This window comes from uncultured Thomasclavelia sp. (assembly GCF_944324745.1).
Classification (GTDB): domain Bacteria; phylum Bacillota_I; class Bacilli_A; order Erysipelotrichales; family Coprobacillaceae; genus Thomasclavelia.
Window position 1 is genome coordinate 33,552 of the sequence record NZ_CALUXO010000086.1, and the last position, 12,692, is coordinate 46,243.

The 12,692-nt window shown below is 30.3% G+C and carries 8 protein-coding genes; all 8 read left to right on the plus strand.

Annotation, left to right across the window (positions count from 1 at the left end; all coding sequences use genetic code 11):
• Positions 1 to 30 precede the first annotated feature (30 nt).
• A complete protein-coding gene (locus tag Q0K54_RS12385) occupies positions 31 to 870 on the plus strand; it encodes an AraC family transcriptional regulator (RefSeq protein ID WP_294581677.1) in 840 nt (279 codons plus the stop codon).
• 347 nt (positions 871 to 1,217) lie between these two features.
• On the plus strand, positions 1,218 to 3,086 hold the full coding sequence (gene glgB, locus Q0K54_RS12390; protein ID WP_294581678.1) for a 1,4-alpha-glucan branching protein GlgB: 1,869 nt from the start codon (positions 1,218 to 1,220) through the stop codon (positions 3,084 to 3,086).
• 24 nt (positions 3,087 to 3,110) lie between these two features.
• Positions 3,111 to 5,507: a glycogen/starch/alpha-glucan phosphorylase gene (locus tag Q0K54_RS12395; RefSeq protein WP_294581679.1), complete on the plus strand. Its 2,397-nt coding sequence runs from the start codon at positions 3,111 to 3,113 to the stop codon at positions 5,505 to 5,507.
• Between the two features lie 219 nt (positions 5,508 to 5,726).
• Positions 5,727 to 7,811, plus strand: a complete 2,085-nt coding sequence (pulA, locus tag Q0K54_RS12400) for a type I pullulanase (RefSeq protein WP_294581680.1) — start codon at positions 5,727 to 5,729, stop codon at positions 7,809 to 7,811.
• 11 nt (positions 7,812 to 7,822) lie between these two features.
• Positions 7,823 to 8,377 carry an aminoacyl-tRNA hydrolase gene (gene pth / locus Q0K54_RS12405; RefSeq protein WP_294581681.1) on the plus strand — a complete coding sequence of 185 codons (555 nt, stop codon included), beginning with the start codon at positions 7,823 to 7,825 and terminating at the stop codon, positions 8,375 to 8,377.
• 8 nt (positions 8,378 to 8,385) lie between these two features.
• Complete coding sequence (mfd, locus tag Q0K54_RS12410) at positions 8,386 to 11,823, plus strand: transcription-repair coupling factor (RefSeq protein WP_294581683.1); 3,438 nt, start codon at positions 8,386 to 8,388, stop codon at positions 11,821 to 11,823.
• Between the two features lie 457 nt (positions 11,824 to 12,280).
• Positions 12,281 to 12,481: a sugar transferase gene (locus Q0K54_RS12415; protein ID WP_294581685.1), complete on the plus strand. Its 201-nt coding sequence runs from the start codon at positions 12,281 to 12,283 to the stop codon at positions 12,479 to 12,481.
• A gap of 15 nt (positions 12,482 to 12,496) precedes the next feature.
• The coding region (locus Q0K54_RS12420; protein WP_294581686.1) for a sugar transferase at positions 12,497 to 12,692 on the plus strand (196 nt) is incomplete at its 3' end.

Here is a 12,692-nt window from a genome sequence, read left to right on the forward strand (position 1 = left end):
TAGTAATTTTTGTATACAAGGAGAGCTAGAATGAGTATCTATAAATATGAAAAGATTCGTATTGATGAAGAATTACCAGTCCAAATTTATAAAATTCATTCCCAGGTTGTCAGTTATAATCAAAGTAAACATTGGCATGATCATTTAGAAATAGTTATTGGTATTGCCGGTTGTTTAAAAGTGCTCTTGAACGAGCAGGAAATGATGCTTTCTAATGATAAAGTGATAATAATTAATTCAAAAGAAATACATCAGTTTTGCCCGATTGATGATGGAACTGAATTTGAAGGTTATTGTCTGCATATTAATTATTCGTATATTAAGCAAAAATTTAATAATCAAGATATCTATTTTACCCATCCACAAGATCTACAAACAATTCATTTAATTAAAGAAACTATCTTAAAAATCGTCCATGAAAGTAGCAGCAAAGAAAAATATAGTTTTTTATTCATTGAAAGTCAAATATTAAAGCTTTTATATATATTAAGTCAAAGATTATTGAAAATTAATCATCTTTATATTAAGAGCGATAAAAATAAAGACCGCATTAATGATATGATAGATTATTTAGAAAGTCATTATAACGAAAAATTGTCAATTGAAGAAATAGCCAGCTCTTTTAAGATGTCTAAACGTTATTTTTCTAAATTATTTAAAGAAAATACTGGTATTTCACCTAAACAATATTTAGTAATGTATCGTTTGAAAAAAGTTGCCGGTCTATTAGAAAAGACGGATTATCCAATTGTAGATATTGCTTTTGAAAATGGATTTACTAGTCTTAGTTCTTTTTATAATTCTTTTAATAATTTTTATGGATTGACGCCAGCCCAGTATCGTAAAAAATATCAGCATATAAATATTTAATTTAGGATTGGGATATTTGTTAATAGTCGTGCAATTAATCCTAAATTTTAGAATATTTATTTAATAATGATTATTTTTTACGTTATATCGATGATTTTTTTAATTTATGAAAAAATTTCTTTTTATTTTTGATATTTATGTTAGAATAGGAACGTGTCCAAAGCCGAAGTGATTTTTTGATGATATAATAAGCAATTTTTTGTTTTTTATTCGTTTTTTGAATAAAAATTGTAAGTTATTTATTAAAAAATATAATTATGGGTTTTTTGAAAGCGTTATCATTTTTTAATGAAATGCTAGTTTAAATATGATATAATGATTCTATCTTAGAAAAGGGGGAGTGACACATGCTCGACGATTTTTTGATTCATATATTTCATAAAGGAAATACGCTAGAAGCGTACAAGATTTTTGGGGCTCATTTAGAAACAAATGACCATAAAAAAGGTGTCCGCTTCACCGTTTATGCACCTAATGCTAAAAGTGTGCAAGTCGTTGGTGATTTCAATAACTGGGATGGAAGTAATCATTATATGGAAAGATATACCGATGGTGGTATTTGGACGTTATTTATTCCTGGGGTAAAAGAAAAGGCATTGTATAAATATCGAATTGAAACCCAAAATTCAGCAACTGTTGATCGGGCTGATCCATATGCTTTTTATAGCGAATTAAGACCAGGAACAGCTTCACGGGTTTACAATATTGAAAATTTCCGTTGGTCAGATAAACGCTGGCTTAATGCTCGAACTAAGAATTTTGATAAGCCGATGAATATATATGAAGCCAATATTGGCTCTTGGAAGATGAAAAAAGATTTTACTGATGAAGAAGACGGAGAATTTTATACTTATGAGGAAATGATTGATTTACTAATACCGTATTTAGTAGAAAATCATTATACTCATCTAGAATTAATGCCTTTAACTGAGTTTCCATTTGATGGATCTTGGGGCTATCAAGCGACAGGATATTTTAGTGTAACTAGCCGGTATGGTGAACCAAAAGGATTGATGAAGTTCATTAATGCTTGTCATAAGGCCGGAATTGGTGTTATTATGGATTTTGTTCCTGCCCATTTTGTTAAAGATGGACATGGTTTATATCAATTTGATGGTGGTTTTGTTTATGACTACCCAGATATTAATCGTCGTTATACTGAATGGGATAGTGTTTATTTTGATGTTGGACGTGAGGAAGTGCGAAGCTTTTTAATGAGTAGCGTAGCCTTTTTTGCGGAATATTTCCACGTTGATGGAATACGGTTTGATGCCGTAAGTAATTTAATCTATTGGAAAGGTAATAAAGAAGCTGGATTAAATGACGGAGCAGTTGAATTTATGCGTCGTATGAATAACCATATGAAAGGTTATTATCCAGGAGTTATGTTAATTGCTGAAGATTCTAGTGATTTTAATGGTGTAACTAAGTCACCAGATGTTGGCGGTTTAGGTTTTGATTATAAATGGGATCTAGGCTGGATGAATGATACATTAAAATATATGAAACTTGATCCAGTTTATCGTCAAAGTGATCATAATTTAATGACGTTTTCAATGGCATATTTCTATAGCGAAAACTTTATTTTGCCATTTTCACATGATGAAGTAGTTCATAGTAAAGGGACAATTGTCGATAAAATTTGGGGGACTCATGAACAAAAATTTGCTCAATTGAAGACTCTCTATACTTATATGATGATTCACCCAGGTAAAAAACTTAACTTCATGGGTAATGAATTAGGTGAATATAAAGAATGGGATGAAAAAGTAGCACTAGGATGGAATATTTTAAAATATCCAATCCATGACTCTTTCCATCATTTCATGATTCGTTTAAATGAAATTTACAAAGACTATCCATGTATGTATGAACAAGATTATGGTATGGATGGTTTTGAATGGCTGGTAGTTGATGATCGGCAACAAAGTGTTTTTGCGATTGAACGTAAAGGACTTGATGGCAGCTCATTAATTGCAGTTATGAATTTTACCGGAAATAAACATGAGGGATATAAGATTCCAGTTAATAAACCGGGATCATACAAAGAAATAATTAATAGTGATACCGATATTTATACCGGAAGTAATTTCACTAATAAACGGGCTATTAGAGCTAAAAAGGGTCAAACATTAAATAAAGAATATTACATACCAGTAAATATTGCTCCTTTTGGCAGCATGATTTTCGAATATAGAGCACCTAAATCTAAATAAAACTGGTAACGAAGAGGAGATAATATGTTTAAAAACAAAGATGAATTTAAATTTGAGTTTTCACGTAGAATTATTGAATCATATGGTAGAACAGTTGAAGAAAGTCATATTACTGAACGCTTTTTAGTACTAGAAACAATGGTGCGTGACTACGCATCTGTAAACTGGGCTACAAGTAAAGCAATGATTCGTAATAATTGTCAAAAACAAATGCATTATTTTTCAATGGAATTTTTAATGGGGCGTCTTTTAGTTAACAATATGATGAACCTTGGTATCTATGAAATCGCTAAAGAAGGATTAGCTGAATATGGTATCAATATTCATGACTTAGAGGAATTAGAAAGTGATGCAGGACTTGGAAATGGTGGTCTAGGTCGTTTAGCAGCATGTTTCATGGATTCACTTGCTTCATTAAAATATCCAGGTCATGGACATACTATCCGTTATGAATACGGTTTATTTAAGCAAAAAATCGAAAATGGTTATCAAATTGAATTACCTGATCAATGGATGCAGGTAGGGTTTAACTGGGAAGTAAGAAAACCTAAACATCGAGTACCAGTAAAATTCTTTGGAAAAATTGTTTTCAATGAAGAAACAGGTAAATACGAACATGTTGATGCTGAAGAAGTATATGCGGTTCCTTATGATGTACCAATCGTTGGTAATGATACAGCAACTACTAATACTTTAAGATTATGGCAAGCTGAAGCTAGTGATAATATTCCAGCTAATCAGGATTTTAGACAATATATCCAAAATGTTCGTGATATTTGCCAAATGCTTTATCCTGATGATTCTACACCAGCTGGTAAAACATTACGTTTAAAACAAGAATATTTCTTTACATGTGCTGGTTTAGCTTCAATTGTTAAAGCACACTTGAGACAATATCCAAGTTTAAGTAATTTCCATGAAAAAGTAGTTATTCAATTAAATGATACTCATCCAGTTTTGGCAATTCCAGAATTAATGAGAATCTTAATTGATGAACATGATTTTGAATGGGAAGAAGCTTGGGATATTACAACTCAAACATTTGCTTATACAAATCATACAATTTTAGCTGAAGCAATGGAAACATGGCCAATTAGTCTAATGCAGTCATTATTACCAAGAATCTATCAGATCATTGAAGAAATTCATCGTCGTTTTATCGGATACGCTAAAATGGTTAGTGATCATGATGATGAATTAGTAAATCGAGTAATGATCTTACGTGATGGAACTGTTTATATGGCAAGACTTGCAATTGTTGGAAGCTTTAGTGTCAATGGGGTAGCTAGATTACATTCTGATATTTTAGCTCATCGTGAATTAAGAGATTTTGCTTTACTATATCCAAATAAATTCAACAATAAAACAAACGGGGTAACTCATCGTCGTTGGTTGGCATATTGTAACCCTGAATTATCATCATTAATCACTGAATATATCGGTGATGACTGGATCAAACATCCAGAAAAGTTAGAAGATTTAATGGATCATGTTGATGATGAAAATCTTCAAAAACGTTTCTTAGAAGTTAAGAAACAAAGAAAACAAATCTTAGCAGATTATATTAAAGAACATAATGGTATTGAAGTTGATGTTAATAGTATTTTCGATATTCAAGTAAAACGTCTTCATGCTTATAAACGTCAATTATTAAATGTATTACACATTATTGATTTATACTTTAGAATGAAAGATAATCCAGATTATCGAATTGAACCAAGAACATTTATCTTTGGTGCTAAAGCTGCAAGTGGTTATTATTTTGCTAAAAAGATCATTAAATTAATTAATAGTGTTGGGGATGTTGTTAATAACGATCCTGAAACAAATAAATATTTAAAAGTTGTTTTCTTAGAAAACTATGGAGTAACTTTAGCTGAAAAAATCATGCCAGCAGCTGATGTTTCAGAACAAATTTCTACAGCTGGTAAAGAAGCTAGTGGTACTGGTAATATGAAATTTATGATGAACGGTGCGATTACTGTTGGTACTTTAGATGGTGCTAATGTTGAAATTGCTGAACGTGTTGGTGAAGAAAACTGCGTTATCTTTGGTTTAAAAGATGAAGAAGTTAAACAATTACGTGACAGTGGTGAGTATCGTGCTTGGGATTATTACAATAATGATCCAAGATTAAAACGTGCTATTGATAGCTTGATGGATGGTACATTCATTGAAAATCGTGAAGAATTCAGAGTTATTTTTGAAGAATTGATGAATAAAAATGACGAATATTTTGTTTTAGCTGATTATGAATCATTCTGTGGAACACAAATTAGAATTCGGGAAATGTATCAAAATCCTAGCCGTTGGGCAAGAGCATGTTTAGTTAATATTGCTAAGAGTGGTTACTTCTCTTCAGATAGAACTATTCAACAATATGTAGATGATATCTGGCATCTAGAAAAATTAAAATTCTAAAACTTAGGATAAATCGCTTAGCGATTTATCCTTTTTTAGACAATCTTTTTAATGGAAATTATGTAAAATCTATCTAAATAATTATATTATTTTTGGTTAAATCTAGTTATTTAAATTATATTGATTAAAACCGAAAAATAACTAATTATCACCCGTGTATTTGATTGCCTTATTTGAAATGATAAGATATAATGAGTTCTAGGTTAAGGGGTGAATATCATGGAAAATAGTGCTGTAAGAATGATTGCGAAAATGGTTGCTGAAAATAAGATAGAGGTTTTATTAGTTCGACAATATTATGACGGGAATAGTGGCAAATTTTATTTACGCAATGTTCAAACAGGAAAGTTGGAAGAAATTGAAATTTCTGCCAAGTATGTTGAAGAAAAATATACGCATTATTTTTTTGATGATGTCAAAATTGATTTTTCACAAATATATCAAGTTGTTGATGCCTATGGATTAAGTGAGACTTTACAATATACTCAGCTGGTAAAAGATCCTGATTTTATGAAGGCTAATCATTATGATGGACATGATCTGGGTAGTACTTACTATCCTGATTATACATCTTTTAAAGTTTGGGCGCCAACAGCATTAGAGGTTAAAGTGCGAATTACTAAAAATCATGAGTCAGTTAGTTATAGCATGACTAGGACTGAACATGGTGTTTTTTGCTTGTATTTAGCTGGAGATTATGATAATTGTGAGTATGTATATTTAGTTAGACATCATGATAGTTTTATAAGTGCTTTGGATCCTTATGCATATAGTTCTTCAGCTAATGGTAGAAGCAGTATTATAATTGATTTAAATAAATGTCATGTTGATTTAAATCGCAAGTATTTACAACCATTAAATAATAAAACGGATGCTATTATTTATGAAGTTAGTGTTCGTGATTTTACTATGTATGAAAATTGTCGTAGTAAACATAAGGGTAAATTTGCTGGAATTAGTGAGACTGCTCTTTTAACTAAACATGGAAATAGTGCTGGTTTAGATTATTTAGTAGATTTAGGTATTACCCATTTACAATTATTACCAATTTTTGATTTTGCTACAGTTGATGAAAATAATCAGGAACTTTTATATAATTGGGGTTATGACCCTGCTCAATACAATGTTCCTGAAGGAAGTTATTGTACTGATCCTAATGATGGCTATAGTCGGGTTTTAGAATGTAAAAAAATGATTGCCAAGGTCCATCGTCAAGGCATTAGAGTAGTTATGGATGTAGTGTATAATCATATGTATGATGTTAATGCTAGTGCGTTTGAACGAATTGTCCCAGGATATTATTTTAGAAGAAATCCTGATGATACATTATCTAATGGTTCTTGGTGTGGAAATGATTTAGATAGCTGTAAATATATGGTTAGAAAGTATATTATTGATATGTCACGACGTTGGCAAAGTTTTTATGGTGTTGATGGATATCGATTTGATTTGATGGGTATCATTGATATTGATACAATCAATCAGGTTTATTCAATTTGTCATGCTTATGATGATTCATTTATGGTCTATGGTGAAGGCTGGAATATGCCAACTAATTTACCTGATGATCAAAAAGCAATGCAATTTAACCATTATATGATGCCACATATTAGTTTTTTCAATGATGAATTTCGTGATGTTATCAAGGGTGGCAGCAGTGATGGAGTTTTAGTTAATAAAGGTTTTGTAACGGGAAATCTTTATGAAACGGAACGGGCTCGTAATGTTTTGACCGCATGTAACCGCTATACTACTCCTGATCAGTCAATTAATTATGTTGAATGTCATGATAATGCTACGGTTTTTGATAAATTGTATATTTCTAATGTTGAAGAGGGATTGAATGGAATTTTAAATCGTCAGAAGAATTTGACAATTGTGACTTTGATTGCCCAAGGAGTTCCTTTTATCCATGCGGGGCAGGAGTTCTATCGGACTAAAGGTGGAATTGGAAATAGTTATAATTCGCCTGATAATATTAATTCAATTAATTGGGATTTTCGAGATATCTATAAAGAGGATGTTGAGGATATTAAAAAAATCATTCAGTTAAGAAAAGATAATAAATGTTTCCGTTATGCTACAACAGAAGAAATTGAAGCTAATGTTTGGGTTGAAAATATTGACTTTAAAATGTTAAAATATACTCTAAAACAAGATGAGGGGCCATATCGGCAATTTGTGATTTATATTAACCCATCTAGTTTTACTTTTGATTATAATGAAACTGATTATCAGTTACTTTATGGTAAGATTACCGATAATCAAATTGGAGCTAAAACAGTTGTTATTTTAGCTAGATAGGAGAGTTTAATTTGAAATTAATTGTAGGTTTAGGAAATCCTGGTAAAGAATATGACAAGACAAGGCATAATACGGGCTTTATGGTCATTGATAATTTGGCTAAAAAGCTTAATGTCAGTATTGATCAAAAAAAATTTAAAGCTTTATATGTTAAATGTAAATATCATGGTGAAGATGTTATTTTATTAAAGCCACAGACATTTATGAATTTATCAGGTGAAGCAGTTATTGCTGCGATGAATTTTTATAAAATTGATATTGATGATATATTAGTGATTTATGATGATTTAGATATGCCAGTAGGAAAGCTAAGATTACGTAAAAGTGGCAGTGCTGGCGGACATAATGGGATCAAAAATATCATTTCTCATTTATCATCGCAAGATTTTAAACGGATTCGGGTTGGAATCGATCGTCATCCTTATATGAAAGTTGTTGATTATGTTCTATCTAAATTTACCGAAGAAGAAGATGCAGCAATTAATGAAGGGATTGAAAAAGCAACAGCAGCGATTCTTGATTATCTTGATCATGATTTTGATTATGCGATGAATCATTATAATTAGGGGATATTATGAAGAAGATAGATGAAATATTACAGAATAACCTGGCTTTTAAGACCTTGCTTAAAGGTCAGGGTAATATCATCGTTAATGATGTTAACGATGAGGCACTACTTATAACTAGTGCCTTTTTACACTTACAAAAAAATATTATAGTAATCAAACCTAATCAATATGAAGCTAATTTGCTTTATCAGCAATTGCTTTTAATAAATGAACAAGATTGTTTATTTTTTCCAGTTGATGAATCATATCGAATTGAAACTTTAGCAGCCTCACCAGAAATATTAGGACAGCGTATCGATACGTTATATCAGTTAACCTTAGATAAGCCAAAGATCTTAATTACTCATGGTCAGGCTTTAGTGCGTTATCTACCAACTAAGCAGTTATTTAAAGATAATTGTATCGAAGTCAAAGTTGGGATGCGAATTAATATTTATGATCTTCAAAAGCAATTAATTAAAGCAGGATATCAAAGTGCCTTACGAGTAGATCAGCCATTTTATTTTTCTAAGCGTGGTGGTGTTATCGATGTTTATTCAATTCAATATGAAAATCCAATTCGAATTGAATTTTTTGATGATGAAATTGATAATATTCGTTTCTATGATCAAAATAGTCAACGAAAAATTGAAACAACAAATGAAGTTACGATTATACCAGCTAGTGATATTTTATATGAAGACAGTGAAGTTAGAGCGGTACTAAGCAAGATCAATGACTTAAGAGATTTGCAATATGAGGAACTTGATGAAATTTATCAAGATGATTATTTGAACAAAGTTTCCATTGATCAAGAGAATCTTCGTAATCATGGAACGGGTTTTGATTTATATAGCTATTATAATTTATTTAAAAATACGACTAATCTGTTAGATTATCTTGATGATCCATTAATTATTCAGGTAAATCGAAAGGAAATCGAAACAGCGTATAAAAATTACCTGGAAGAAAATTTCTATTATTATAAAGAATTGACGACTATTGGTAAGGCGGTTTCTGGATTACATTTATTCAGTGATTTATATCAAATACTAGATCGAAAAGCAGTATCTTTCAGTTCTTTTGAAACTAAAGATAGTGATATTGTCTTTAATGCACGACCAGTTTTATTAGATAATAATGATGAAAATCAGTTAATTAAGGAAATAAGAGATTATTTAAAAGTTTCTAAGGTAGTATTGGCATTAGATGATAAGCATCAGGTACAGTTAATGTGTGAAATGTTTGATCGTCATGAAATGGGATATACTTTAGTTGGAATAAAAGATGAGTTGTATCCTGGATTGAATATTGGAATTTATCGTCTTAATGCGGGAGTTGAATTATTAGATGAGAAAATTGTTATTATTAGTGCTAATGAGTTGTTTAAGACTCGTAATTTAAATAAACCTAAGTATTTTAAATATAAGAATGCTAAGGTTATTAAAGATTATCAGGAATTAAATATTGGTGATTATGTTGTTCATGATAATTATGGAATTGGACAGTATTTAGGAATTAAAACATTAGAGGTTCAAGGATTTCATAAAGATTATCTATATGTGGCTTATGCAAATAATGATACTTTATATATTCCAGTTGAACAATTTAAGCTGATTCGTAAATATTCCAGCAGTGAAGGAAAAGTACCAAAGATTAATCAGCTTGGAAGTTCTAACTGGCAAAAATCTAAAGCTAAAGCTCGAAATAAAGTTGATGGTATTGCTGATAAATTGATAGAAATCTATTCTGCTAGAATCAATCAGCCAGGTTTTGCTTTTCCACCAGATAACCAGATGCAAAAAGAATTTGAAGATGCTTTTGGTTATGAATTGACAGCTGATCAGGCTCGTTCAGTTGCTGAAATAAAAGCGGATATGGAAAAACCACAGCCAATGGATCGTCTGTTATGTGGTGATGTAGGATTTGGTAAAACTGAAGTTGCTTTACGCGCTGCTTTTAAAGCTATTTTAGCTAATAAACAAGTAGCTTTTTTATGCCCAACAACTATTTTATCAATGCAGCATTATAAAACAATGCAAGAAAGGTTTAAAGATTTTCCGGTAAAAGTAGCTTTATTAAATCGTTTTACGACAGCTAAAAATCGTAAACAGATTTTAGCAGACTTAAAAGAAGGGAAAATTGATTTATTAGTAGGAACTCATCGAATTTTATCTTCAGATGTTGTTTTTAAAGATATTGGATTATTATGTATTGACGAAGAACAACGTTTTGGAGTAAGACAAAAAGAAAAGATTAAAGAATATCGAAAAACGATTGATGTTTTAACCCTAACAGCCACCCCAATACCAAGAACATTACAGATGTCGTTGATGGGAATTCGGGGATTATCACAAATCGAAACGCCACCAAAAAACCGGCAGCCAATTCAAACCTATGTTGTTGGTAAAAATAGCTTATTGATTAAACAAATCATTGAGCGTGAATTAGCTAGAGATGGACAAGTCTTCTATTTGTATAATAATACTAGTCGAATTAATGAAGTAGCTTATAACATTTCACTAACCATCCCACAGGCTAAAGTAGCAGTAGGTCATGGTCAAATGGATAAAAATGAGTTAGAAGATGTAATGATGCGCTTTGTCAATAAAGAATTTAATGTACTAGTTTGTACGACAATTATTGAAACTGGAATTGATATTCCTAATGCCAATACGATAATTGTTGAAGATGCTGATCATTTTGGTTTAAGTCAATTATATCAAATCAAAGGTCGGGTTGGCCGTAGTAATCGAGGAGCTTATGCTTATTTACTTTATAATCCATCAAAAGTTTTAAATGAAGAAGCGACTAAACGACTTAAAGCCATTAAGGAATTCACTGAATTAGGTAGTGGTTATAAAATTGCCATGCGTGATCTAGCAATTCGTGGTGCTGGGGATATTTTAGGTGGCACCCAATCTGGTTTTATCGATTCTATTGGTTTTGAGATGTTTATGAAAATCTTAAAAGAAGCTGTTGATGAAAAAATGGGAAAAGAGATAGAAGAAACCAAAGAAATTAAAACTGTTAATGTTAAGGTTGATGGATATATTCCTCATGATTATGTTTCTAGTGATATTGAAAAATTAGAATTATATCAACGGTTAGATCAAACTAAGACTATTAGTGCTATTGATCATTTAAAATCAGAATTTATTGATTATTACGGTAAGTTACCTAAAGAAGTAGCTGTCTTGATTGAAAAAAGAAAATTAGATATTTTAGCTTCAACCACAATTGTTGATAAAATCGTTGAAGTTAAAGATCGGATGGAAGTTACTTTTACAAGTAAATATAGTAGTGAATTAAAAGGTGATCAGTTCTTTGAACTAGTTAATCGTTTATTTACCCGACCACAGTTTAAACAAAGTGGTGGTAAAATAACAATTAGTTTACCTAAATCTGATCAATGGTTAGAAAGAATAAATCAAATGATTACTACTCTTAGTAGCGAGGCTTAGACCTCGCTTTTTTTGTCTTTTAATACAATAAATATCACTTTTAAGTTTAATTATAGATTTAATAAATCACAAAAAAATTTAAAATTAGCTAAATTTAGATTGAAAAATGAAATATTATACTCTATAATGTTACAAGTAGTTATAAGATTTATTAATCAGATAATATTTTTAATGAAGTAATCATTGACTTGGGCATGTTACGGATTTGAAATGGTCATATATAACCTAGTAGAACTATGTCTTTTTGTAGTTCTACAGGGATTTTATTGTCTTAAAAAGAAAAATTAAAAATAAACAGTAATTTTTTGATCTTTTAAGCATTAGCTTAAAAGATTTTTTTATTTGGATATTAATATATGATTTGTAGCATCAGCCCAAATTTATAATTCAAATTGGATTAGATTAATGATTTTTCATATGTATGATTGATAAATTGAATTATGAAGGGGGATATTATGTGATTTTACAAGAAAAATATAATTCTTTTTATAATCATTATATAAAAAGATTTTTAGATGTCGTGATTTCATTATCAGGGTTAATTATTCTTTCACCGATTCTAATTATCATTGCTTTTATTCAACTAGTGGAAACTGGATTACCAATCTTTTATCGAACTGAACGTGATATCAATATCAAAACGTTGAATTTAAATTAATAGTGGAGAAAAAATATGTATTCTAGGGGAATAAAAAGAATTATTGATTTTATTTTATCACTTTGTGGTTTGATAATATTAAGCCCAGTATTTCTAATTTTATGTATCTGGATAAAATTAGATAGTAAAGGACCAATATTATTTAAACAAAAACGAGTGGGTAAACATAAAACATATTTTAATATCTATAAATTTAGAACGATGTATATTG

What these genes read in the sequence shown, in the direction of transcription:
- mfd (WP_294581683.1), top strand. Translation starts at nt 8,386, where the DNA reads ATGAAGAAGATAGATGAAATATTACAGAATAACCTGGCTTTTAAGACC.
- Q0K54_RS12385 (WP_294581677.1), top strand. Translation starts at nt 31, where the DNA reads ATGAGTATCTATAAATATGAAAAGATTCGTATTGATGAAGAATTACCA.
- pulA (WP_294581680.1), top strand. Translation starts at nt 5,727, where the DNA reads ATGGAAAATAGTGCTGTAAGAATGATTGCGAAAATGGTTGCTGAAAAT.
- Q0K54_RS12395 (WP_294581679.1), top strand. Translation starts at nt 3,111, where the DNA reads ATGTTTAAAAACAAAGATGAATTTAAATTTGAGTTTTCACGTAGAATT.
- glgB (WP_294581678.1), top strand. Translation starts at nt 1,218, where the DNA reads ATGCTCGACGATTTTTTGATTCATATATTTCATAAAGGAAATACGCTA.